Annotated in this window: 28 protein-coding genes; 10 read left to right on the top strand and 18 right to left on the bottom strand. The window is 66.1% G+C overall.

Going from position 1 to position 23191, the window contains the following annotated elements:
* Positions 1 to 362 precede the first annotated feature (362 nt).
* The gene (locus AC5Y4S_RS27770) at positions 363 to 1535 is read left to right on the top strand and encodes a pyridoxal phosphate-dependent aminotransferase (protein WP_500035767.1); all 1173 of its coding nucleotides are present in this window, start codon (positions 363 to 365) and stop codon (positions 1533 to 1535) included.
* Here the strand turns inward: AC5Y4S_RS27770 and AC5Y4S_RS27765 are convergent.
* The 4 genes from AC5Y4S_RS27765 to AC5Y4S_RS27750 are packed head-to-tail and all read right to left on the bottom strand — an operon-like array spanning position 1504 to position 4056.
* Positions 1504 to 1956, bottom strand: coding sequence for an SRPBCC family protein (locus AC5Y4S_RS27765; protein ID WP_500035766.1), 453 nt, complete (start codon positions 1954 to 1956; stop codon positions 1504 to 1506). The two genes, AC5Y4S_RS27770 and AC5Y4S_RS27765, sit on opposite strands and share 32 nt — an antisense overlap.
* 3 nt (positions 1957 to 1959) lie before the next feature.
* On the bottom strand, positions 1960 to 2415 hold the full coding sequence (locus AC5Y4S_RS27760) for an SRPBCC family protein (RefSeq protein WP_068113331.1): 456 nt from the start codon (positions 2413 to 2415) through the stop codon (positions 1960 to 1962).
* 58 nt (positions 2416 to 2473) lie between these two features.
* Entirely contained in the window at positions 2474 to 3607 is a 1134-nt protein-coding gene (locus AC5Y4S_RS27755) for a CaiB/BaiF CoA transferase family protein (RefSeq protein ID WP_500035765.1), read from the bottom strand.
* A gap of 5 nt (positions 3608 to 3612) precedes the next feature.
* A complete protein-coding gene (locus AC5Y4S_RS27750; protein ID WP_500035764.1) occupies positions 3613 to 4056 on the bottom strand; it encodes an SRPBCC family protein in 444 nt (147 codons plus the stop codon).
* Between the two features lie 59 nt (positions 4057 to 4115).
* Here AC5Y4S_RS27750 and AC5Y4S_RS27745 point away from each other — a divergent pair, with 59 nt between their 5' ends.
* Positions 4116 to 5807: an alpha-keto acid decarboxylase family protein gene (locus tag AC5Y4S_RS27745; RefSeq protein ID WP_500035763.1), complete on the top strand. Its 1692-nt coding sequence runs from the start codon at positions 4116 to 4118 to the stop codon at positions 5805 to 5807.
* Here AC5Y4S_RS27745 and AC5Y4S_RS27740 read toward each other — a convergent pair.
* From AC5Y4S_RS27740 to AC5Y4S_RS27710, 7 genes are all read right to left on the bottom strand, one after another.
* Positions 5804 to 5989, bottom strand: a complete 186-nt coding sequence (locus AC5Y4S_RS27740; RefSeq protein WP_500035762.1) for a (2Fe-2S)-binding protein — start codon at positions 5987 to 5989, stop codon at positions 5804 to 5806. The genes AC5Y4S_RS27745 and AC5Y4S_RS27740 overlap by 4 nt on opposite strands.
* 9 nt (positions 5990 to 5998) lie before the next feature.
* Complete coding sequence (locus AC5Y4S_RS27735) at positions 5999 to 6625, bottom strand: fatty-acid--CoA ligase (protein WP_500035761.1); 627 nt, start codon at positions 6623 to 6625, stop codon at positions 5999 to 6001.
* A gap of 9 nt (positions 6626 to 6634) precedes the next feature.
* On the bottom strand, positions 6635 to 7288 hold the full coding sequence (locus tag AC5Y4S_RS27730) for a twin-arginine translocation pathway signal (protein WP_500035760.1): 654 nt from the start codon (positions 7286 to 7288) through the stop codon (positions 6635 to 6637).
* Complete coding sequence (locus AC5Y4S_RS27725; protein WP_500035759.1) at positions 7285 to 8187, bottom strand: Rv1363c family protein; 903 nt, start codon at positions 8185 to 8187, stop codon at positions 7285 to 7287. Before AC5Y4S_RS27725 ends, AC5Y4S_RS27730 begins: the two co-directional genes overlap by 4 nt.
* A gap of 353 nt (positions 8188 to 8540) precedes the next feature.
* Positions 8541 to 10040, bottom strand: coding sequence for a FadD3 family acyl-CoA ligase (locus AC5Y4S_RS27720; protein ID WP_500035792.1), 1500 nt, complete (start codon positions 10038 to 10040; stop codon positions 8541 to 8543).
* A gap of 28 nt (positions 10041 to 10068) precedes the next feature.
* Entirely contained in the window at positions 10069 to 11259 is a 1191-nt protein-coding gene (locus AC5Y4S_RS27715) for an amidohydrolase family protein (RefSeq protein WP_500035758.1), read from the bottom strand.
* 90 nt (positions 11260 to 11349) lie between these two features.
* The gene (locus AC5Y4S_RS27710) at positions 11350 to 11772 is read right to left on the bottom strand and encodes a lipoprotein LpqH (RefSeq protein WP_500035757.1); all 423 of its coding nucleotides are present in this window, start codon (positions 11770 to 11772) and stop codon (positions 11350 to 11352) included.
* A gap of 116 nt (positions 11773 to 11888) precedes the next feature.
* Here AC5Y4S_RS27710 and AC5Y4S_RS27705 point away from each other — a divergent pair, with 116 nt between their 5' ends.
* Complete coding sequence (locus tag AC5Y4S_RS27705; protein ID WP_500035756.1) at positions 11889 to 12635, top strand: enoyl-CoA hydratase/isomerase family protein; 747 nt, start codon at positions 11889 to 11891, stop codon at positions 12633 to 12635.
* Complete coding sequence (locus AC5Y4S_RS27700) at positions 12632 to 13060, top strand: Rv2576c family protein (RefSeq protein ID WP_500035755.1); 429 nt, start codon at positions 12632 to 12634, stop codon at positions 13058 to 13060. Before AC5Y4S_RS27705 ends, AC5Y4S_RS27700 begins: the two co-directional genes overlap by 4 nt.
* Here the strand turns inward: AC5Y4S_RS27700 and AC5Y4S_RS27695 are convergent.
* Positions 12976 to 13677, bottom strand: coding sequence for a TetR/AcrR family transcriptional regulator (locus tag AC5Y4S_RS27695; protein WP_500035754.1), 702 nt, complete (start codon positions 13675 to 13677; stop codon positions 12976 to 12978). The genes AC5Y4S_RS27700 and AC5Y4S_RS27695 overlap by 85 nt on opposite strands.
* Before the next feature lie 189 nt (positions 13678 to 13866).
* Between AC5Y4S_RS27695 and AC5Y4S_RS27690 the strand changes: the two genes are divergently transcribed.
* Positions 13867 to 15144, top strand: a complete 1278-nt coding sequence (locus AC5Y4S_RS27690; protein WP_500035753.1) for a cytochrome P450 — start codon at positions 13867 to 13869, stop codon at positions 15142 to 15144.
* A gap of 93 nt (positions 15145 to 15237) precedes the next feature.
* Here AC5Y4S_RS27690 and AC5Y4S_RS27685 read toward each other — a convergent pair whose 3' ends face one another.
* From AC5Y4S_RS27685 to AC5Y4S_RS27665, 5 genes are all read right to left on the bottom strand, one after another.
* Positions 15238 to 17025, bottom strand: a complete 1788-nt coding sequence (locus AC5Y4S_RS27685) for a PE domain-containing protein (RefSeq protein ID WP_500035752.1) — start codon at positions 17023 to 17025, stop codon at positions 15238 to 15240.
* A 169-nt stretch (positions 17026 to 17194) separates the two neighbouring features.
* Positions 17195 to 17482: a cytochrome C oxidase subunit IV family protein gene (locus tag AC5Y4S_RS27680; protein WP_500035791.1), complete on the bottom strand. Its 288-nt coding sequence runs from the start codon at positions 17480 to 17482 to the stop codon at positions 17195 to 17197.
* The gene (locus tag AC5Y4S_RS27675; RefSeq protein WP_500035751.1) at positions 17482 to 18054 is read right to left on the bottom strand and encodes a cytochrome c oxidase subunit 3 family protein; all 573 of its coding nucleotides are present in this window, start codon (positions 18052 to 18054) and stop codon (positions 17482 to 17484) included. The genes AC5Y4S_RS27680 and AC5Y4S_RS27675 overlap by 1 nt, the downstream gene beginning before the upstream one ends.
* Positions 18051 to 18857, bottom strand: a complete 807-nt coding sequence (locus tag AC5Y4S_RS27670) for a hypothetical protein (RefSeq protein WP_500035750.1) — start codon at positions 18855 to 18857, stop codon at positions 18051 to 18053. The genes AC5Y4S_RS27675 and AC5Y4S_RS27670 overlap by 4 nt, the downstream gene beginning before the upstream one ends.
* Positions 18854 to 19639: a hypothetical protein gene (locus tag AC5Y4S_RS27665; protein ID WP_500035749.1), complete on the bottom strand. Its 786-nt coding sequence runs from the start codon at positions 19637 to 19639 to the stop codon at positions 18854 to 18856. Before AC5Y4S_RS27665 ends, AC5Y4S_RS27670 begins: the two co-directional genes overlap by 4 nt.
* A gap of 104 nt (positions 19640 to 19743) precedes the next feature.
* On the opposite strand from AC5Y4S_RS27665, the gene AC5Y4S_RS27660 reads away from it, so the two are divergent.
* Both AC5Y4S_RS27660 and AC5Y4S_RS27655 read left to right on the top strand, forming a co-directional pair.
* The gene (locus AC5Y4S_RS27660) at positions 19744 to 20325 is read left to right on the top strand and encodes a TetR/AcrR family transcriptional regulator (RefSeq protein ID WP_068109797.1); all 582 of its coding nucleotides are present in this window, start codon (positions 19744 to 19746) and stop codon (positions 20323 to 20325) included.
* Positions 20326 to 20386: 61 nt separating this feature from the next.
* Positions 20387 to 20662: an Mtp family mycobacterial-type pilin gene (locus AC5Y4S_RS27655; RefSeq protein WP_068138371.1), complete on the top strand. Its 276-nt coding sequence runs from the start codon at positions 20387 to 20389 to the stop codon at positions 20660 to 20662.
* 16 nt (positions 20663 to 20678) lie between these two features.
* Here AC5Y4S_RS27655 and AC5Y4S_RS27650 read toward each other — a convergent pair whose 3' ends face one another.
* Complete coding sequence (locus AC5Y4S_RS27650) at positions 20679 to 21095, bottom strand: hypothetical protein (protein WP_068109803.1); 417 nt, start codon at positions 21093 to 21095, stop codon at positions 20679 to 20681.
* Between the two features lie 250 nt (positions 21096 to 21345).
* Here AC5Y4S_RS27650 and AC5Y4S_RS27645 point away from each other — a divergent pair, with 250 nt between their 5' ends.
* The 3 genes from AC5Y4S_RS27645 to AC5Y4S_RS27635 all read left to right on the top strand — a co-directional run bounded on the left by AC5Y4S_RS27645 (position 21346) and on the right by AC5Y4S_RS27635 (position 23171).
* Entirely contained in the window at positions 21346 to 21996 is a 651-nt protein-coding gene (locus AC5Y4S_RS27645) for an Rv1363c family protein (protein WP_500035748.1), read from the top strand.
* Positions 21993 to 22568, top strand: coding sequence for a twin-arginine translocation pathway signal (locus tag AC5Y4S_RS27640; protein ID WP_500035747.1), 576 nt, complete (start codon positions 21993 to 21995; stop codon positions 22566 to 22568). Before AC5Y4S_RS27645 ends, AC5Y4S_RS27640 begins: the two co-directional genes overlap by 4 nt.
* An 87-nt stretch (positions 22569 to 22655) precedes the next feature.
* Positions 22656 to 23171, top strand: a complete 516-nt coding sequence (locus AC5Y4S_RS27635) for an Rv2253/PknI dimerization domain-containing protein (protein WP_500035746.1) — start codon at positions 22656 to 22658, stop codon at positions 23169 to 23171.
* The last annotated feature ends 20 nt before the right edge of the window (positions 23172 to 23191 follow it).

Raw genomic sequence — 23191 nt, 5'->3', positions numbered from 1 at the left:
CGAAGATTGGTTTGGGTCCGTCCTAAAACACTAGGTCCAGTACCGGCCACCCTAACAGGGCGCCCGTCCAACCTGTTGGTTGGGCGGAATGCTGCTGGTCAGAAGGACGGACGCGACGGTGCAGTCAACTCGCCACTGATACTTGGCCGCATTGGCCGCGCTAGTCACATCAGTCTCTCCACTCTCTGCGCCGGCCGATGCGCGAACTGCCCGCCTCACAGCGACACCGCCAAGAACCCGCGCGCATTGTCGCTCTGAGGCAGGCACAACCGATGGAGCTCCCGGCCAGGGGCCAATGTGGCGCCTGTGACAAGCCCGCCAAGGCGCAGCCCGCCAAGGGCGCGGCCTTAAGCTCGTCCCCCATGACGGTGTCGCGATTGCGGCCCTACGCGACGACGGTCTTCGCCGAGATGTCGGCGCTGGCCGCGCGGATCGGCGCGGTGAACCTCGGCCAGGGCTTCCCCGACGAGGACGGGCCCCCCGCGCTGCTGAAGGCCGCCCAGGACGCCATCGCCGCGGGCGTCAACCAGTACCCGCCCGGCATCGGCATCGCGCCGCTGCGCCAGGCCATCGCCGCCCATCGGCGGCGGCACTTCGGGATCGCCTACGAGCCCGACACCGAGATATTGGTGACGGTCGGGGCCACCGAGGCCATCGCCGCGTCGGTGATCGGGCTGGTCGAGCCGGGCTCGGAGGTGTTGCTCATCGAACCCTTCTACGATTCCTACTCGCCGGTGGTCGCGATGGCCGGCGCGCATCGGGTTGTGGTGCCGCTGGTGCCCGACGGCCGCGGCTTCGCGCTGGACGCCGACGCCCTGCGCCGGGCGGTGACGCCACGGACCCGCGCGCTGATCGTCAACTCGCCGCACAACCCAACCGGCACGGTGCTGAGCGCGACTGATCTCACCGCGATCGCCGAGATCGCGGTGGCCGCAGACCTTTTGGTGATCACTGACGAGGTGTACGAGCACCTGGTGTTCGACGCCAACCGCCACCTCCCGCTGGCCGGCTTCGACGGCATGGCCGAGCGCACCATCACGATCTCCAGCGCGGCCAAGATGTTCAACTGCACCGGGTGGAAGATCGGGTGGGCCTGCGGCCCAGCGCAACTCATCGCCGGGGTGCGCGCGGCCAAACAGTATCTGAGCTACGTCGGCGGCGCGCCGTTCCAGCCCGCGGTGGCTCTCGCGCTGGACACCGAGGACGCCTGGGTCGCCGAGCTGCGCCGCTCCCTGCAGGGCAGGCGGGACCGGCTGGCCGCCGGGCTGAGCGAGATCGGCTTTGCGGTGCACGAAAGCGACGGCACCTACTTCCTGTGCGCCGACCCGCGCCCGCTCGGCTACGACGACAGCACCGCCTTCTGCGCGGCGCTACCGGAGAAGGTCGGCGTGGCCGCCATCCCGATGTCGGCGTTCTGCGATCCCGCGGCACCCCACGCCGACGTGTGGAATCACCTGGTGCGCTTCACATTCTGCAAACGCGAGGCCACCCTCGACGAGGCAATCAGGCGCCTGGCGGCGCTGGGGGGCCCATAACCCGCTTCCGCAGTCCCTCCAGCGCGGCGTGCAGGATCTTCTTGCGAACCCGGTTGATGAAAAACTCGGGCAGCGGCGCCGACGGTTCGAGCGTGATGCCGAATCGCACCCGGGTCTTGTCGTCGCCCTCGCGGGTCAGGTTGTACTCGCCGTGCTGGCCATGTTGGTGGATGGTCTTTTTGGCGTCCCACACCATCCAGTCCGGACCCCAGTGGTACTCGAGGAGCTGCGTGTCGAAGATGCCCATCACCCTGATCGTCATCTTCACGTGGCACGGTCGCCCGTCCGGATAGGTGTCGATGACGTCGGCCTTCTTGTGCACCGCGGACCACGACGGAACGTTGTCCATGTCGGCGAGCGCGTCCATGATGGCTTCCGGGGGCGCGTCGATGACGATTTCCGACGATGCTTGTACGGCCACTGGCTAAGTCGCACCGCCCGATCCGCGACCGCCCGCGACCAGCTCGCTCAGCCCCTTCACCGAGGCGTCGAGAACCCGTTCGGTGGCCCGCTTGACGACGAACGCCGGAATGGGCCCCGCCGGCTCGACGGTGATGTCGAAACGCACCCGCGTCTTGTCGAGGCCCTCGGGCTTGAGGTTGTACTCGATGTGCTGGCCGTGCTGCTGCGCGGTGCCCTTCGCGTCATAGACGACCCAGTCGGGACCCCAGTGGTATTCCAGGATCTCTTTGTCGACCAGACCCAAAATCTTGATTTTGGTCTTGACGTGGTGTGGGAGCCCGTCGGGATAACGGTCGATCACTTCGATGTCTTTGTGCAGCGGCGACCAGGATGAAAGGACGCCGACGTCTGTCAGCGCCTCCATGACCACTTCCGGCGGCGCGTCAACGACGAATTCCCGTGATGCTTTTACGGCCACTACAGAACAAAGTAACCCCAGCGCCCCACCCGCGGGTGGGGTTCGCGTAAATCTCTACTTACCAGCCGATTTCGTCGAGCGGAGTGGTTGCCGCGGGCGGCGGCCCGACCGGTCCGGCCGGCGTCCGGGAGAAGCGCGGCGCGGGAGCGGCCTGTTTCACGCCGTGCGCGGTGATCAACGTCGACCTGGCGTTCAGATGCTCGTCGGCGGCCGCCTCATTCCAGGTCAACACCGGGGTGACACACGCGTCGGTGCCCGCGAAGACCTCCGTCCATTCGTCGCGGGTCCGGCTGGCGAAGCGCTTCGCGAAGACGTCGTACATCCGTTGATACGAACCGATGTCGAGCTGGGCAGGCACCTCGTCGGGCGACAGGCCGAGCCCGTCGAGCAGCGCCGCGAAGAATTGCGGCTCGATGGCGCCGACGGCGACGTACTTGCCATCGGCGGTCTCGTAGCACCGGTAGAACGGGGCGCCGCCGTCGAGCAGGAACGATTCGCGCTCGTCGCGCAGCGAACCGGTCGACTTCATGGTCCACATCATCTGGGCGAGCAGGCTGACCCCGTCGACCATCGCGGCGTCGACGACCTGGCCCCGGCCCGACCGTTCCCGCTCGTACAGCGCGACGGCGATGCCCAGGAGCACCAGCATCGAACCGCCGCCGAAGTCGGCGACCAGGTTCAGGGGCGGCGTCGGCGGCCGGTCCCGATGCCCGAGCGCCGAGAGCGCGCCGGTCTGCGACAGGTAGTTGATGTCGTGGCCCGCCGTGTGAGCCACCGGACCGTGCTGCCCCCAGCCGGTGATGCGCGCGAAGATCAGCCGCGGATTCACGGCCGCGCAGTCCTCGGGTCCGATGCCGAGTCGCTCGCAGGTGCCGGGCCGGAAGCAGTCGAGGAGCACGTCGGCCTTGGCGGCGAGGTCCAGCAGCGCCTTAGGCGGCGACTTGACGTCGAGGTCGACGATCCGCTTCCCGCGGTGCAGCAGGTCGCGGTCCTCCGGCGGCATCGTCAGCCCGCCCCCTTGGTGGCGACCCGCTTCGCCCGGCTTCGCCGCGCTCGCGATCGCCACGCTGGGCCGGCGCACGCGCACCACGTCGGCGCCGAGGTCGGCGAGCATCATCCCGGCGTGCGGCCCCGGCCCGATGCCGCCGAGTTCGATCACCCGCACCCCGGCCAGGGGACCCTCGCTCGTCACCGCGACTAATTGCCCTTCTTGACCGCAAGCACCCGCTCGCGCAGGGCCTTGGTCGCGGAATCGATCGTGCCCTTGACGGCCCGCTTGAGCACGAAGCCGGGCAGCGGCACGTTGGGGTCGACCGTGATTTCCATCTTGACCAGGGTGCTCTCCCCCTGGGGAACCAAGGTGTACTTGCCGTCCTGCGACTTCTGCTGGCCCGAGCTGACCAGCGTCCAGCTCACGTCGTTGCCGCTCCAGGTGTAAGCCACCACCTGTTCGTCGGTGATGCCCGCGGTCCTGACCCTCATCTTCACCTTGCTGGGCCGCCCGTCGTCCCCGGTCTCGAGGATCTCCGCGCTCTGATGGGGGTCCGACCATTCGGGCATCGCTTCGAAGTCGGCGATGACGTCCAGAATCTCCTCGGGGCCGGCTTCGATGACGATGTCGCGGGATTCTTTGATAGCCATGCCCGCACAATAGGCGAACCGGCGTGTCGGCCGGAACGGTTTGGACCGGGCGTACCGTCGTGCTTGTGACTGATCCCCTCGTCTACACCGTCGGTGACTACCTGCTGGACCGCCTCGCCGAACTCGGTGTCTCCGAGATCTTCGGCGTTCCCGGCGACTACAACCTGGAATTCCTGGACCACATCGTCGCCCATCCGACCATTCGGTGGGTGGGCAGCGCCAACGAACTCAACGCCGGCTACGCGGCCGACGGGTACGGTCGGCTGCGCGGAATGTCGGCCGTGGTAACGACATTCGGGGTGGGTGAGCTCTCGGCCACCAACGCGATCGCCGGCAGCTACGCCGAGCATGTGCCCGTCGTGCACATTGTCGGCGGCCCGTCCAAAGATGCCCAGGGCGCCCGCCGCGCGCTGCACCATTCCCTCGGTGACGGCGACTTCGAGCATTTCTTTCGGATCAGCCGCGAAATCACTTGCGCCCAGGCGAATCTCATGCCTGCTACGGCGTGCCGAGAGATCGATCGGGTGCTCTCGGAGGTGCGCGAACAAAAACGGCCCGGGTACCTGCTGCTCTCGACCGACGTGGCCCGCTTCCCCACCGAACCGCCCGACGCGCCGCTGCCGCGCTACACCGGGGGCACCAGCCCCCGCGCGCTGTCGCTGTTCATCGAGGCCGCGACCCAACTCATCGGCGATCATCAGCTGACCGTCCTCGCCGACCTGCTGGTGCACCGGCTGCAAGCCGTCAAGGAGCTCGAGGCGTTGCTGGCGGCGGACGTGGTGCCGCACGCCACGTTGATGTGGGGAAAGAGCCTGCTCGACGAGAGCTCCCCCAATTTCCTTGGCATATACGCCGGTTCGGCCAGCGCGGAAAGGGTGCGCGCGGCGATCGAGGACGCGCCGGTGCTGGTGACGGCCGGGGTGGTGTTCACCGACATGGTCAGCGGCTTCTTCAGCCAGCGGATCGACCCGGCGCGGACCATCGACGTCGGGCAGTACCAAAGCAGTGTGGCCGGTGAGGTTTTCGCGCCGATGGAGATGGGCGCCGCGCTCGAGGCGCTGGCCGACATCTTGGTCCGGCGCGGGATCACGTCGCCCCCCGTGCAGGCCCCGCCGGCCGAGCCCCTGCCGCCGCCCCCGCCGCGCGATCAACCACTCACCCAACAAATGGTCTGGGACCGGCTGTGCGTCGCGCTCACGCCGGGCAACGTGGTGCTGGCCGACCAGGGCACCTCGTTTTACGGAATGGCGGATCATCGGTTGCCGCACGGCGTCACCTTCATCGGCCAACCGCTCTGGGGTTCAATTGGTTACACGCTGCCCGCGGCGGTCGGGGCCGCGGTGGCGCATCCGGACCGCAGGACGGTGCTGCTGATCGGCGACGGCGCGGCGCAGCTGACCGTGCAGGAACTCGGCATCTTCTCCCGCGAGGGACTGTCCCCGGTCATCGTGGTCGTCAACAACGACGGCTATACCGTCGAACGGGCCATCCACGGAAAGACGGCCCCTTACAACGACATCGTGAGCTGGAGTTGGACCGACGTCCCTCGCGCGCTGGGGGTTTCCAACCACCTGACGTTCCGCGCGCAGACCTACGGCGAACTCGACGACGCGTTCACCGCGGCGGCGCAGCATCGGGACCGCATGGTGTTCGTCGAGGTGGTCCTGCCGCGGCTGGAGATCCCGCGTCTGCTCGGCCAACTCGTCGGATCCATGTCGCCGGAGGGCAACGCGCGCCGCTCAAAAGCCTAGCGCGGGCGCCCGGACCGGTCCGGGGTCGACGAGCGCAGCATCGCCTGCACGGTGCGTCGGCAGCGCCCGCAATCGGCGCCGGCCCCACACGCCTGGGCGACCTCCTTGGTCGTGGACGCCCCGGCGGCGACGCATTCGGCGACGGTCTGGCTGGTGACGCCGTTGCACAGGCAGACGAACATCAGCCGCGCTCAGTCGTCCTCGATGCGCATCGTGTCGTAAAGCCGGCCGACGAACACCGGTGGATGCGCGCCGACGCCCACGCCCGACATCCATTGCGCCGCGGCGTCGGGATGGTCGATCCACCGCTGGGCGGCGCCCTCGTTGGGAAACTCCGACAGGATCAGCACCTCGTGATCGTCGTCAAAAGCCTGGAATACCGATGTCTTTCGGACGCCGGCCCCGGCGAGCCCGTCCATGGCCGAGCGGAATCCAGCAGTCAGGGTAGCCACGTCCTCGACGGACGCGATCGCGCACACCACGACGCCGGGCGCGGAAGGTTTGGGCAACGGTTGCGGAACAAATCTGTCGATGATCTCGCCGGCAAAGACCGCGGGTATGTCCTCGACGCCGGCGGCGTCGAACCAGTCGAAGAAGACCCGCGAACGCAGCAGCTCCACGATGGGCTCACGGCTGTGCACACCGATCATCACCAGCACGCGCCCGTGCTCGTGGGTGGACGTGTACACCAGCACGTGGTGGGCGCCGATGTCGGCGAGCGCCGCCTTGTTGCGCTCGAGCAGCGGCCACACCCGGGTCGGGTCGGGGACGCGATAGTCCGATGCGATCACCATCGAGTGAATGTCACCGGTGCTCAACGTGGTGTCCTAAACCGGGTTGAACGACGAAATAAGCCACTTCCCATTGGCTTTCGTCAGCGTGACCGTCACGCTGCTGTTGGTGAACGTCGGCTCCGGCCGATCCTTGCTCTGCGTGCTCTGGTTGACGAACAACAGCACGGTGGCCGCATCCGGGCGGAGGTCGGAAACCGCGGCGCGCAGCACCACGGCGCTGGTCTTCACCGACTTCTGCTTGGCCGCGGGGGCGACGATCTGCTGGGTGAATTGGTCGTAGTAGGACAGGAAGTCGCCGGTCAGGTGTGACTTCGCGGAAGAGAAATCGCGGTCGAGGGTGTCGGGCGAATACGACAGCACCGCCACCGTTCCGTCGCTGGCGGCGGAGATGGCCGACTTCGCGGCCGACGCATCGGTCGCGCGGTCCGGCCGGTAGGAGAACCAGTACTGCCAGCCCAGCAGTGCCAGCGAGGCGACCACGAGCAAGGCCAGCACGGCCGGGACCACCTTGCCGGCCGATCGTTTCTTCGCCTGGGCGGCAAGGCGCTTCCAGCGGCCGGGCGCTTTACCGTAATCGTCGATGTCCTCGGCGGGCTCCGCCTGCTCCGCTGCCTCGGTCGCCTCTTCGGCGTCCGCCGTCTCCTCGACTTCCGTGGTGTCTTGGACCGATTTTTCGTCTGCGGTCACGGCACAAACTCGACTTTCGATATCTTGAGCTGGCCACCGTCGCGAGTGACCGTCACGATGAGCCGGTAGTTACGCGGATCCTGTTTGGCGCCGGCCGCATTGGTGACCTCGGAGGTCGAGGCCACCAGCACCACCGCCGAATCCTTCGTCATCGAGTCCAGCTCCACGGCCGCGGCCTGAACGCTGCCCTGCGACACCACCTTCGACTGCTCCACCACCTTGGTGAAATCGTCGGCCATCTTCAGGAAGTCGTCCTTGAAGGTGCCCGTGGAGTTCTCCAGGATTCGCTGCACGCCTTGCTTGGCGTTGTTGAAGTCTAACGACGTCAACGTCACGACACCCTGGCGCGCGGCGGCGACGAACTCGGCGGCGCGCTGTCGCTGCCGGACCGCGTCGCGATGCTCCTTGATCATGTAGCCGCTGCCCGCCAGCGCGACGAGGATCACGATGATCGCCACGGAAGCGGCGAGGGTGGACCACTTGGGGCGGCGAAGCCGTCGGGTCAGGCGGAGCCGGCGGCCGGCCGGCGCCGGCGCCTCGGCCTCGTCGGCCTCGGCGACCGGCTCTTCGGTGTCGGCAGCTTCGGTGTCCGCAGCTTCGGCGTCTTCGGCGGCCTCGGTCTGGTCCGCCTTCACCTCGGGCGCCACGTCGGACACCTCGGGCTGGACGGATTCTGTCGCGTCCGCCGCATCTTCTGCCGCGACGGGTTCTTCGGTGGCTGCTTGCTTGGTTTCGGAGAGCTTGGCCTCCGCGAGTTCGGCCTCGCGGCGCAACTGGATGGCGCGGGCCCGGGCGCGGGCGGCGGCGGCAAGGGCTTCCGCTTCTTGGGCTTCCGCCTCGGCCTGTTCGGCCAGCGCCCGGATTTCGGCGGCAGTGCTCGGGGTCTCGTCTTCGTTCACCGGAACCAATTTCGTGTCAGCGGCATTCTGGCGGGCGCCGCCACTCACCGTTCACCAGCCCGAGAACGAGGCTGCTCGTGACTCAATGCCAAACTCCTCTGCCGCTTGCCCGCGCTGGCCACGGCGTCCCAGCAGGGCGTCGTCGCCGTTGGGCCACCATACTCGGGAAGCGCATTAGCGGCGAGCATCTGCGCCGATATTCTTCCGCCGCGAATGTCGCGACGACCAGGAGAGCCACGTTATCACCTTCGCCTGAGAGGTCTGCCCGTGTCGCCGTAGCGTCGCTGTACAAACGCCTAACAAGCTGTGGAAATGTGGTTCTCCGATCGAGCATACGATGAGGCGGCACGCGGCTAGCGCAGCAAGTCCTTGACCACCTTGCCGGTGGCGTTGAGCGGCAGCGCCTCCAGAAACTGCACCGAACGCGGCACCTTGAAGCCCGCCATGCGTTCGCGGCACCAGCCGATCAATTCGTCGGCGCTGACCGTGTTTTCGCCGTCTTTGCGGACCACGAACGCCTTGCCCACCTGGCCGAGCCGCTCGTCGGGAACGCCGATCACCGCCGCCTGCGCGACGGCCGGGTGGTTCATCAGGAAGCCTTCGATCTCGGCGGGATACGCGTTGAATCCGCCGACGATGAACATGTCCTTCTTGCGGCCGACGATCCGGAGGCGGCCCGCGTCGGTGAAGTTGCCCAGATCCCCGGTGTGCAGCCAGCCGTCGGCGTCGATCGCCTCCGCCGTGGCGACGGGATCGTCGAGATAGCCCTGCATAACGCCGTAGCCGCGAACCAGCACCTCGCCGTCGTCGGCGATGCGCACCTCGGCTCCCTCGCAGGGCACGCCGGCGGTGGTGGCCACGTCCTCGAAGGAATCGCCGGGCAGCGACAGCGTGACGTTGCCGGCCTCGGTGAGCCCGTAACCGGTCATCAGCGTCTGGAACGGCAATTCGTCGTGGATGCGACGGACCAGCTCGACGGGGATGTCCGCCGCACCGGTCACACCGGCCCGCAGCGTCGACAGCTTGGACTTGTCTTGAATCGTCAGAAGCGAGTGGTACAGCGTCGGCGGCCCGGGCAGCATCGTGATGCCTTCGCGCGCAATCAAATCCACCACCGTGTCGACGTCGAACACCGCGACCGGCAGCATCGTCGCGCCGCGCAGGAAGGACGTGACCAGCCCCGCCTTCAGGCCGAAGGTGTGGAAGTACGGATTGATCTGCAAGTAGCGGTCGCCTCGGCGCAGATCGGCGAGCGTGGCCCATTCCTCGTACATCCGCAGCGTCTGGCGATGGTTCATCATCGCGCCCTTCGGGCGGCCGGTCGTGCCTGAGGTGAAGATGATGTCCGAGATGTCGTTGCCGCTGACCGCCCGCTCGAACGGGGAACCGCTGGAAAGAAAGTCGGACTTCAGGTCGATGACCGGCGTCCCCGCCGGTGCGGTGTAGTCCTGGCCGAGAAATCCCTTCTGCACCAGGACGGCCTTGACTTGGCTGCGGGCGATGATGTCGCCGGCTTCCTCGGTCTTGAACCGCGTGTTGACCGGCACCAGCACGCCGCCCGCGGTCAGCAGCCCGAACGCCGCGATGATCCACTCCGCCGAGTTGGGCGCCCAGATCGCGACGCGGTCGCCCTTATCGACACCGAGGTTCGCGAACGCGCCTGCGGCGCAACGGATCCGCTCGACGACCTCGTGGAACGTCAAGCGCAGCGGACCGTCGACGACCGCCTCCGCGTCGCCGAAGCGGTCCGCCGCGCTCAAGACCATCTCGGGGATGGTCAGCCAATTTGGATTGGCCGGCTCTCCCCCGCGAGCGGGAGGTGCCCCCACCTCATCGCGCTTCGCGCTCTGCATCGTCACCGCCCGGCAGGGTCGGCCGGCGTCACACCGTGACGAGCCGACCGAGGTTGCCGCCCATGATCTTTGCCTGATCCTCGACGGGCAGGTGTGACAGCGCGTTGACGTAGAAGGTCGGCTCCGCCAGCCCTTCCGGGTGCGGCCAGTCCGAGCCGTACAGCACCCGGTCCACGCCGACGAGGTTGACCAGATCGTCGATGCCGTCCTCGAAGAAGGGGCTGACGTGGATTCGGTTCTTGACCATCTCGACCGGGTCGCTCGGGAACGCCTCCGGGGCCTTGCGGAAGACCTCGGCCAGGCCGTCCAGCAGCGGGGTCATCCACTTCGAACCGGCCTCGACGATCGCGACCTTCAGCTTCGGGTGGCGGTACAGCGCGCCGTGGATCACCCACGAGCCCACCGCGTCCTGGATCGGTCGCCACTCGTTGAGGATGCCCATCGCGTTGGTCTGGAACGGCAACATCTCCTGTTCGGCGCCGTCCCACTCGGAGGTGTAGCGGGAGTAGCCGCTGTCACTGGAGTGCATGCCGACCAGCACGTCGTGCTCGACGACCCGCTCCCAGAACGGGTCGAACTCGGGCAGCGCGAACGACCGCGGGCCACGGAAGCCGGGGACCGGGGCCGGGCGGATCAGGATGCAGCGGGCCCCGCGCTTGACGGCCCATTCCAGTTCCTCGATCGCCTTCTCGACGATTGGCAGGGTGATGACCGGGGTGGTGAAGATCCGGTTCTGGTAGTTGAAGCCCCAGACCTCGTCGAGCCACTCGTTCAGCGCGTGGATCAGCACGTGGATGGCGACCGGGTCGTCGCGCAGCCTCTCCTCGAGCAGGCTGGCCAGGGTCGGGAACATCAGGGTGCGGTCCAACCCCAGCTCGTTCATCTTCTCCAGGCGCGGGCCGGGCTCGAAGAACGCCGGGATCGCGCGCATCGGCTCGCCGAACAGCTCGCGCTTGCTCTTGCCGTCCGGGTTGCCGTACTTGAAGTACTCCTCCCAGGCACCCGGCCGGGCGACCACCTCGAACGTCGGGTTGGGAATGTAGTTGCTGATGTGGCCGCGGATGGCGATCTTGGTGCGCCCATTGATCTGCACGTACTGGACGTAGTCCTTGTAGGCCTTGGGGAGGAACTTGGTCAGCGCCTCCGGCGGCTCGTAGAGATGGTTATCCGCGTCAAAGATCGGAAACGGGACGTCCTCCCGATGTGACAACTGGCCCATGAGATCCTCCTTCGCAATTTGCGAGAATACTATTCTCTCGAGGCGCCCGTTGGCAACGTGCCCCCTCTTGGGGCGCTCTGTCCTGCGCGGTCAGCAGTTGGCGATGATCTTGAACGTGGCGGAAGCCGGTTCGTTCGGCTTGTCGGTCTTGAAGCCGTTTGCCTTGCCCGTGATCGTGAATTTCTCGCCGCTCAAGCTCATGTCCGCGTTGCCACCGTCGTCCTTCGAATACATGCCGGTGAAGCCACCCAGATTTTGGATGCGCACCGATTGGGCGGTCAGCGGCTGCGCTCGTTGGTCGATGACGACCTTGGCCCCGGCGAAGTCGCCGCCGATGTCGATCGTGCGGTACCACTCCAACTGGCTGCACTTGACGACGTTGATCTTCGCGTCGTTTCCGTTGACGGTCACCGACGCGGTGCTGGAGAGCTGGGTTTGCGCCTTGGGGCTGCAGGCGCCGAGGCCGGCGACGGCGAGCGCGGCAACGGCGACGACCACCATTCGGTTACCCACTGGGCCACCTCGATCCTGGGCGACGAGCTTCTGGACCTGCTGCGATGATGTTATTCTCCCCGAAAGAGAATGCCAATATCGGCTTTTCGGCTGTCCTTTTATTGGAGCGATAACCCATGGTGGACCTGGAGTTCGATGATGGGCTTGCGGTGCTCACCATCGATCGCCCCCACGCACGCAACGCCATCGCGCCCGACACCATGGGGCAGCTGGAGAAGGCGATCGATGCCGCGGCCGGCGCACGAACCCTGGTCATCAAGGGCGCCGGCGACCGGGCGTTCGTCTCCGGCGGTGACCTCAAGGAGCTGAGCGCCCTGCGGACCGAAGAAGACGCCGCGGCGATGGCGAAACGGATGCGGTCCATCTGCGATCAGCTCGCCGCGTTCCCCGCCCCCGTCGTCGCCGTCCTGAACGGCCACGCCTTCGGGGGCGGCGCCGAAGTCGCGGTGGCGGCCGACATCCGGGTGGCCGCCGACGACATCAAGATCGCCTTCAATCAGGTGGCGTTGGAGATCATGCCGGCCTGGGGCGGCGCCGAACGGCTGGCCGCGATCGTCGGCAAGAGCAAGGCGTTGCTGTTGGCGGGCACCGGAACCGCTCTCGACGCCGCCGAAGCGGAGCGGATCGGTTTGGTGGACTTGGTGATTCCGCGCGCCTCCTTCGACGAGGGCTGGCGATCGATCGCCACGTCGCTGGCCCGCCACCCGGCGGCCGAGATAAAGCGCGTAATCAGCGGCGTTACCCCGGACGAAGCGATAGCATCCTTTGCACGGCTGTGGGTTGCCGACGCCCACTGGCAGGCCGCAGAGCGGGTGATGAACCGCACCGCCAGTCCGCGCCCGGCAGCCGAAGGAGCGACATGATCAGCACCGCGAAGAAACTGTTGGGCGTCGGCTCGGCGATGTTGCTGGGGCTGACGGGTCCGTTGGTCAGCCCTGGACGCGCACATGCCGACCCGGTCTGGCATCAGGTCGTGTACATCGTCTCGGCCAAGAGCCCGGCCTACGTCGACATCTTCTACCAGGATCAGGATCCGACGCTCTTCTCCGACTACAGCCACAACAACTACTCATTCACCCCGCAGGTGCACGCCGACGTCGCCCCGGGTAAGCCGTGGGTCCAGCCGGTGAACCTGTTGAACCCCGATCAGTGGGCGATGGTCACCGCCACCACCGGTCGTGAACCCTTGGCGCAGGGCGGCATTCAGTGCGACCTGTCGGTGGACGGCAAGGTCGTGGTCTCCAACATCGGCCCCAAGGGCGCGCTCTGTTCGCTGCGGACCTGGTGAACCATCCAGCTTTGCGGCACGCCCTCGATGGGCTGCGGCTCGCCTTCCAGGCGGCGCAGGTAACTTTCGACCAGCTCTAAGGTTTCGGCGTGGCCGCCGGAAATTCCGACCGCCTGCTCGAGCACCAGGAATCTCGACAAGCTCGACATGAGCACGGCAACCACCGCCGGCGGCATCTCGTCTCTTGCCACTCCATACCGCTGGAGCGCAGTCGTCACCGCTTGTCGCTCGCCTTCCCGCAAACGCTCGGCGTAATAAGCGATTTCGGCTCGCATTTCCTTGCGATGGTTGGCCAGCGCCATGAATTCCATTGAGATGCGGGTGAACGCGGGATCGGTGCCGAATCTCCACAGCGCCCAGAGCGGCTGCGGCGACTTCATCAGCTGCGCGTGCACCTCGAGGGCTTCTTCGGCACGGCGGCGGAAGACCTCGAGGAACAACTCGTCCATGGTCCGGAAGTAGTAGTGCACCAGCTGTGGTTTCAAACCCGCTTTGCTCGCCAGACGGCGCGACGTCACCGCGGCGTAGCCTTCTTCGATCATGAGCCGCTCGGCCGCGTCGAGCAGCAGGGCGCGATTCTTCGCGTCCGGCGCCCCGATTCTGCGGGCCGAAGTCATATCCCTGCTCCGTATTTCTGCGTTGGTGCCGACCACACGGATCGTATCGCGGCACCGCGTTGCGACCTTGACCCTGACAATACCGCCATGCTAAGCAGGTGCTCAGCACATTTTGGCTTTCGGAATTGGGCGGCGGTGCCGCTTGCCGCCGAACCTCACCGGTAGACCAGCCCAGGGAGACGCAGTCCTATGACCACCTTCGACACGATCGACTTCTTCACCGATCAATCTCTGGTGCCCGATCCGCACCCCTACTTCGACTACCTGCGCAGCCAAAACCCGGTGCTGCGGCTGCCGCACCACGGGGTCGTCGCCGTCACCGGCTACGAGGAGGCCTGCGAGGTCTATAAGGACCCCGACACGTTCTCGAACATCGTCGCGCTCGGCGGCCCGTTCCCGCCGCTGCCTTTCCAGCCCGAGGGCGACGACATCAGCCCCCAGATCGACCAGCACCGCAGTTACTTCCCGATGTTCGAGCACATGGTGACGATGGATCCACCGGAACACACCCGGGCGCGCTCGGTGCTGAGCAAGCTGCTGACCCCGAGCAGACTGAAGCAGAACGAGGAGTTCATGTGGCGCCTCGCCGACCGTCAGCTCGACGAGTTTCTGACCAACGGCGAGTGTGAGTTCATCAGCGAGTACTCAAAGCCGTTCGCCACGTTGGTGATTGCCGACCTGCTCGGCGTTCCCGAGGAGGACCACAAAGAGTTCCGCGTCGTGTTGGGCGCCGACCGTCCCGATGCGCGGGTGGGCGCCTTGGACCACGAGTCGGTTGGCATCAACCCACTGGAGTGGCTCGACGACAAGTTCTGCGCCTACATCGAGGACCGGCGCCGCGAGCCGCGCAGCGACGTCCTGACCTCCCTGGCCACGGCGAAATATCCCGACGGGTCCACGCCCGAGGTCATCGAGGTAGTTCGTTCCGCCACATTCCTTTTCGCCGCCGGACAGGAAACCACGGCCAAGCTGCTCAGTGCCGCGCTGCAGGTGATCGGCGAGCGGCCCGACATCCAGCAGCAGCTGCGCGACGACCGCAGCCTGATCCCCGGGTTCATCGAGGAATCGCTGCGGATGGACAGCCCCGTCAAGAGCGACTCCCGGCTGGCCCGCAGGGCCACCACGGTCGGCGGCGTCGACATCCCCGCCGGCACCGTCGTCATGGTGTTGCCCGGCGCCGCCAACCGCGACCCACGCCGGTTCGAGAACCCGCACGAGTTCGATCTGCGCCGCAAGAATGTGCGCGAGCACATGGCTTTCGCGCGCGGCGTGCACTCGTGTCCGGGCGGGCCGCTCGCCCGGGTGGAGGGCCGCGTCTCCATCGAACGCATCCTGGACCGGATGAGCGACATCGCGATCAGCGAGGCCAAGCACGGCCCGGCCGACGATCGCCGCTACACCTATGAGCCGACGTATATCCTGCGCGGACTCAGCGAACTCCACCTCACCTTCACCCCGAACGGGTAAGGGCGGTGCCGGCCCAACCGCCGAACAGTCGCAAAAGCCCCATTTCGCAACAAAATTGGGGCTTTTGCGACTGCTCGCCCAACCGGGCGGACGTCAGGGTTGCGGTGCGGTCTCGATCTGCTCGAAGATTCCGGAGAACTGGAACGGGGTTTGCGCAATTCCGCTGCCGTCGACGGCGTCCACCGCGCCCAACGTGCCCGTGAGGTCGCGGGGGAGTTCCCACATCGACAGCTCGCCGATGTTGTGCTGCTGGGCAAAGGTGGTCAGCTGTTGCGCGTCGGCGAGGCTGAAGATTTCGCTGGGGTCGTCGTTGATTCCGATCAAGGGCGTCACCCCGAGCATGTGCCAGGCCTGCTGGCTGGTCAGCGACGGGTAGAGCGTCATCAACTGGGTATGGGTGGCCGTCGCGGCATCCATCGCGTACGCGCCCATGCCGGGGTTGCCGGTCTGGTCGAAACCGTTGCCGTAGTCCATGGCCATGATGTTCACTCGGGATACGGTCACGCCATTGGTCGCGGCGATCTGCAGGACGTTCAGCCCGCCCCCCTGCCCCTCGACCAGGCCCGTAGGCAGCACCGGCAGCGTATACGAGACGGTCACGGGCGTGCCGTTGGCCGCCTCCTGCTGCTGCAAGATGGCGATGGCCTTCGATTGGGTGTTCATCGCTTGAGTGTTGCCCTGCAACGCACCTTCGACGTCGAAGTCGAGGTTGTAGATCTTGTAGGTGTTCACAATCGACGCGTACTGCTGCGCCAACGCGGTTGGAGTCTGGCCGTTGACGGCAGAGAGATCGGTGCCGAACGCGCCGCCGAACGAGATGGTCCCGTTGATGCCGGCGGCTTTCATGTTGGCGATTTGGTTATCGATGAAAGCGCTTTGGGTGCCGCCCGTTACGTCGTACGCCGAATAGCCACCCCAGGAGGCATTGCCGTTCGGGTCGGCGTTGATGAAGGCAAGCGTGGCGTTTTTGACTCCGTTGTGGGCGGCCGTCGCAAAGTCGTATCCGTTAGGGTCGGGCCAGAGCGTGATGTCCACGTAGGGCGAGTAGATGCCCGAACCAGTGCCGCCGGTGCCGGGGCCACCGTTGCCGGGATCGCCGGTGCCGCCGCCGAGGCTGGTCCCGTCGTGGCCCTTGCCACCGTCGGCGCCCGGATGGCCGGACATCGCCGACCCTTGGCCGCCCGCACCGCCCGCGCCGCCGATCCCGCCGACGGCACCGTCACCGCCGTCACCGCCGTTGCCACCGGCGCCGCCATCGCCGGCAAACAGGCCTCCGTGGCCGCCCGCGCCGCCCGTTCCCCCGTTGCCGCCGTTCACACCTGGCGAGCCGGCGGCACCGGCCGTGCCCGGGCCGCCGGCGCCGCCCCGGCCGCCGTTGCCGAGCAGGCCGGCGTCACCGCCTCGGCCGCCGGGTTTTCCCGCGGCGCCGGATCCGCCGTTGCCGCCGTTGCCGGCCAGCAGTCCGCCGGGGGCGCCGGGCTGCCCGGTTCCCGGTGCCCCGTCGGCCCCGTTGCCGATCAGCGGGCGACCCAGCATCGCGTTGGTGGGTGCGTTGATCAGACCCAGCACGTCCGCCTCCAGGGCCTGCAACGGCGAGGCGTTGGCAGCATCCGCAGCGACGTAGGCATTCCCCGCGGCGTTCAACGCCTGGACGAACCACTGGCTGAAGGCCGCCGCACGGGTGTTCAGCGACTGATAGGCCCGGGCGTAGCCGGAGAACAGCGACGCGATCGCGGCCGACACCTCATCGCCGGCGGCGGGCAGCACCGCGGTGGTTCCGGCGGCCGCGAGCGCATGGGCCGCGGTCAGTGTCGAACCGATGCCCGCCAGCTCCGTGGCCGCCGCGGCCACCGTCGCCGGCGCGGCAATGAGAAACGTCATGGCGCCACCCGATCGTCGGCGTATTACGAGATCTGGCCGATGCTATTGAGCGTGGCCGAAACGCCAAAGGCGCCACCAGACAACCGTTATCCAACCGTTATGCAAGGCGTATATTTGCATGACACCACGCGTGTTCACGTCAAGCCAATTGACAGTGGCGTCCGAATTATCAGGCGAGCGTCCTGCCGATGAAGTAGCAGCCGAGCAGCGCGACGGCCATCAGCACGACCCAGGCGTCCGTGAGTCGGCACAGCAGGGCGGGGGCCTGACGGACCTCCATGAACTCCCGAAAGATGATGCGCACCTTGACGAGTGCGATCACGATGACGGCCGAGGTGACCACCGCGCTGGCCTTCAGCGTTCCGTCCAGCGAGTGATCTATCCATAGGTAGGCGAGCGTCAACGACGCCAGCACGAGCCAGACGATCAGCAGCCTCTTGTTGAATTTGATGTCGATCACCTCACCACGTACAGCAGCGCGAAGATGAGCACCCACAGGAAGTCGACGGTGTGCCAGTAGGTGGCGCAAGTTTCGACCAACTCCTGGGATCGCCTCGCCCGACTCCGAAGTTGGTAGACGATAACGCCGAGCACGACGAAGCCGATCAGCAGGTGCACGAAATGGATTCCGGTGAGGAAGAAGTAATAGGTGAAGAAGTCGTTGCTGTCCAACCCATTTCCCATGCGGACCAACCGCACCCACTCGAACACCTTGAAACAAAGGAACACTGCGGCGAACCCGGCGGTGATGAAGGCGTCCCGCAGCGCCGCCCGGTAGGTGCCGGCGCGGGACGACTGGACGCACCGCGCCACCGACCACGAGCTCAGCAGCAGGACGAGCGTGTTGAAGACCCCGATGCGCAGGTCCAGCTGCGCCTGGGAGTGCAGGAAGAGCTCGGGGCTTCGGGCGCGGTAGAACAGATAGAAGCCGAAATAGCCTGTGAAGACCAGCGTCTCGAACAACACGAACGCCCACATGTCGGGTTGGCCGGGCACGAACCTGACGCGCTTGTCTGTCGGCGCGGTCATTGCGACGCCTTCACGCGGTCTGGCAACGGGCCGTCGCCGAAGTCCTCGCGCTGGATCATCCGAAACAGCATGACGATGAAAGTGACTTGGTAGACACCGAACACCACCATGTCCAGCCACCAGGCGATCTGGCCGTTCCACGCCAGCACGCCGCGGCGAAAGATCCAGCACGGCGCCACGACTACCTCGGTCAGCGCGTTGCACAGGTTGAGATAGCCGAACCACTTTGGGAACACCCGATTCTTATCGAGCAGAATCGCGAGCATCCACATCAGCGAGCCGATCAGGAAGACTCCCATGGTTCCGTCAAAGGACAGGAAGGCGAAGTCGTAGAGCCAACCGATCGCTTCGTGGTTTCGCTGCGGTCGCAGCGCCCCAACGACCAGCGCGATGTTGAGCAGCAGCATCCCGGGAACCGCACTGAACGTATAGATGAGCAGATACGAGTACGCGAACGCACGGCTCACCGACATTCGTCGCATCGAATAGGCGATCAGGGCGTTGTTGGTCGCGATCAGGCCGCTGATGGCGAAGATGACGCCGAATCCAATAGGTATCCCGAGGTGGCGTTCACCGAACCAGTGCGCCTGGGTAGCGAGATCCCAGGTGGGCTGCGGCGGCGGCTGGACCTGCGCGACGATGAAGAACACCGGGAAGAAGACGTTGTAGAAGACGACCAGCGCTCCCCACGCCAGCCAAAGCTCGCGTTTAGGGCCGTGCCGCAAGTGCCAGGCGATCCGGTGGTGCAGCGGTCCCGAGGGCGGTGTTTCCGGCGAAACGGCCTGTGCGGCTGGGGCACTCATGCGCTGACCAGTTCGTTGCCGCGCCCAAGGCTCTCGGCGCGCTCCCGGTAGATGGCTTGGCCGAGAACCACGCCCATCACGATGATCCACACGGCGATGGCGACGTTTTTCACCCAGAACGTCAGGAAGCCGTCCCACGCGAGCGGTCCGGTCAACGACACACCGACGAAGGCGGCGGGCACCAGGGCAGCCGCCACCAGAAGGTTGAAGTGAGCCACCCAACGGCTGAATATCGGCTGCGGCTGATCATCGAAATAGATTGCCATGGCCAGGATTACGCTTTGCCCGATCAGGAACGGGACCACGATGGTGAATGTGATCCAGCCAAAGTCGTTGAGCAGCTGGGTCAGATCCGGGCTTCTCTCGGGGCGGAAGGCGGCCAGCAGCCAGCAGACGTTGGCGACGAGAAACAGCGTCGGCCCGCCGGCCACGCAACCCAACATCGCGTAGGAGAAGATCGGCGTCCGATGCGCCATTCTGCGGATCTGAAGCACGATCAAAGTCAGGACCGGGACGAGGCAGACCCCGAACCAGTTGAACACGATCATGCTGTAGCGGATCTGCGGCAGGTGCGCGGGATCGCGATAGAACGCGGCCACCTGCTCGGCCGACATGCTGGGTGACATCGGCGGATTGAACCCCGGAAACAGGAAAAAGCACGCGATCCAGATGATCACCGTAACCGGCAACGTCCACAGCAAGATCAGCTCACCGTCGGTACGCCGCAACGCGGTTCGCGACGAGTGGCGGCCCGCTGCGTCGTTGTCGCCGACGTCGGACATCGCCTGACTCCTTCGCTGTGACGGCATGAATCAATACCCCGTTGTCAGCGAAACTAGCCGATCGGCTATCCCCGGGTCAATAGCCGATCGGCTACGCTTCCGGTGTGGTTTCCCCGCAGACCAGGAGCCGGTTCCGCTTCATCACGCGCAGCGCCGCGCAGACCCGAATCCTCGATGCCGCGCTGCAGTTGATCGCCGAGCACGGTGTCGGCGGAACATCGCTGCAAATGATCGCCGACGCCATCGGGGTCACGAAAGCGGCCGTCTACCACCAGTTCAAGACCAAGGAGCAGATCGTCATCGCGTTGACCGAGCGGGAACTCGGCGGCCTCGAGGAGGCCTTGGAGGCGGCCGAGGCACACGATCACCGGTCCACCGCACGGGAGCTGCTGCTGGACCGGGTGATCGACCTCGCCGTCGAACGTCGCGGCGCCGCAAGCACCCTGCAATTCGACCCCGTCGTCGTGCGACTGCTGGGCGAACACGAACCCTTCCAGCAATTCATCCAGCGGCTCTACAGCGTGCTGCTGGACGATCCGGCCGAGGACGCGCGGGTGTCGGCGGCCGTGCTCTCGGGTGCGATCGCGGTCGGGGTCGTGTCGCCTCTGGTGGCCGACATCGACGACGACACCCTGCGCACGCAGCTGGGGCGCATTACTCGCCGGCTGATCGACGCGGGCGACTGATCGCGGCACTTCCACGGAATTTTTTGGTCCGGTTCGGCGGTCGCTCGGGTACGGTTCTCCCATGAGCAAAGTCGCGCGTGTCGCCGCCGCGGCGATCATGGTCAGCGCCGGCTTGGGCACCGCGACGGTCGCTCACGCCGACAATCCGCCGTGGCCGTTCGTGGGCTATCACTGGTGCCCGGGCCAGATGTTCGATCCGTCGTGGGGACCGCAGTGGGACCCGACCACGTGCCACGACGCGCACCATCGCGACATGGACGGCACGGTCCATAACTTCGACTACTGGGGACCCAGTCCCTTCCAAGATTGGCCGGAGATCCCGAACACCCGGCCGTGATTCGAGCCGACTCGGCCTAAGTGTCGCCGCGCTCCCAAATCTGTGTTCCGTCATGCGCATTGCAGACGAGGAAAAGGCCGTCCGGCGCCTGCGCGACGTAGTACTCCGGGAAATCGACGCAAGACGAGCCCTCGACCTTGACACCGGCCATCGGGGGCGACCGGAACCAGCGGGGCTCGTACCTCCTGGGCGAGCCGCAGAACATCAGGCGTCCCGGCTGCGTGGCGAAAGACACGTAATAGTCGGCGGTCCCAAATACGTAGTACGTAGTGTTGTCGCACGGCGCGCCGAGCACCTGGTGCGGCATGATGCCCGGCGTGCAATCCGGGTAATCGCAATTAACCGGCGCTGCGGTGGCCTGCGGCGCCACGGCGACACCCAGGCCCTGCGAGAGGCCCAAAAGCACGGCGATCGCTGCCACTATGAATCGCACGGGATTACTTTAAATTACTTCGCCCACCGGTGGGAATAGAATTCTCTCACTTGGAGAAGGCTTGCATCTAAAGCCGCGATCTCCGACGCCGGGCCGCCCGCGTGGCAGTGATAATGTGGCTCTCCTGTAGGCGCGACGAGGAGGTGATCCAGTGCCTCGGCGCAAGCATCCCGCTGGGGCGACCGTCGCCGAAAATCGACGAATTGGGGCCCTATCCACGTCGCCGTCAACTTCGTCTCCGGAAGTTGCGGTGGCCGCAGAGATCGCCGAGGCGGACGCCCGCGCCGCCGCCGCTCGGGCCCGCGCCCTGCGGTTGCGCGAACAAGCCGAGGCGGCGTCCGGCGACCTCGACAAACGCGCCGACACCGTGGAGCCCGAGGCGGCGCCGTCGCGCCGGCGGCGGCTGCGTCCCCGTCGCCCGAGCCGGAAGGCCATGGCGGCGATCGCAGCGGTTGTGGTCAGCTGCGCCTCGCTGGCGGGCAGCGGGTACCTGGTGTGGCATCACCGTGGCGTCGACCAGGAAAAGCGTCGCAGCGCGGAGTTCGCCGCGGCCGCCCGCAACGCCATCGTGACGATGATGACGATCGATCCGACCAAGGCGAGGGAAGATCTGCAGCGTTTCGCCGACGACACAACCGGGACGTTCAAAATCAGCATCTTGATGGGCGGCGAGGATGCCGTGAAGGCGGTGGAGGAGTCCAAGGTCGTCTCCAAGGGCTCGGTACAAGCGGCCGCCGTGCAGTCCATGACCCAGGATTCAGCGATTGTGCTGATCGCGGCGAAATCCGAGATCACCAAACCCGGTGAGACTAAGCCGGAATCGCGCCAGCTGCGGATCGTCGTCACCGTTCAACGCGATGCCGGGCAGCTCAAGATTTCCAGACTCGAGTTCGTCCGGTGACGGTCGACAGCGCTGCGCACGAGGAGCGGGCGCCCGCCCGCCGCGGCGGCGCGATCGGGCGCTGGACGCGGCGTTGCCTGGCGCGGTGGCGGTCAATCCTGTTGACGCTTCTGCTTATTGCCGCCCTCGGCAACGCGGCCCGGATTTTTTACTTCGATTACCGTCCGGATTTGCAGACCGACCGCGCCGCGGCGCACCAGGTAATCAGTGCAGCCAGTGACGGTGCGGTGGCGTTGCTGTCCTACTCGCCGGAAACGCTTGATCGCGATTTCGCCAACGCCAAATCCCGGCTCACCGAGGACTATCTGGCCTACTACCAACGATTTGCCGACCAGGTCGTTGGGCCGTCGGCGCAACGCGGTGAGGTCACGACGACCGCCAGCGTGGTCAAGGCCGCGGTGTCGGAACTGCACCCGAATTCGGCTGTGGTGCTTGTCTTCATAAGGCAGAAGACCACCAGCAAGGCGAAGCCGGAACCTGTGGTGACGTCGAGCAGCCTGAAGGTGGAGATGGCAAAGGTCAATGGGTCGTGGCTAATCGATAAATTCGATGTCCTTGAACGCCCCACCTAAACCATTCCGTGAGATGCCAGGGCGGTGTTAGTCTGTGAATTCGATTCGCTTGGAATTGGCGGTATTTAACGCCTCGAGGAGCACGTGATGCGTCCGACAAATATGGCGATAAGCGCAACCGTGGCAGCGGTCGGCGTGGCGGGCGGCGTCGGCGTGGCCCCGTCGGCATGGGCCTACGACCCCGCCATCAACGGGACGTACACCGCCACCGTGGTCGGCGACTGGGCCCGCACCAACGAGATTTTCCACCAGGAGCCGGTGGTGCGCAGCACGTGGACCATCACGACGTCGTGCTCCACGGCCTACCGGTGCGACGGCACCGTCGTCAGCGACCAGGGCTGGACCGCACCGATATTCATGAACGACGGAACCACCTGGTTCGTCAAACGCGACATTCCCAATTGGACAACCTGTCCCGACGGCACCTCATACGTCGGCCACGACGTCATCAAATTCTATCCCGCCAACCCGGAGACCGGCGAGAAAGTGTTTGGGTCGCCGGTCCTGGCCGGACGGGAGCAGACGTCCGGCCCCAGCGGTGCCTGCGGCACCAACAAGCCGCTGTACATCGACCAGCCATTCAGGCTGGACAAAATCAGCTGACCCGGTTCATCTGACGATGG

The sequence above is a fragment of the Mycobacterium sp. NGS64 genome, assembly GCF_059812245.1.
This window is presented reverse-complemented; position numbering and strand designations above follow the sequence as displayed.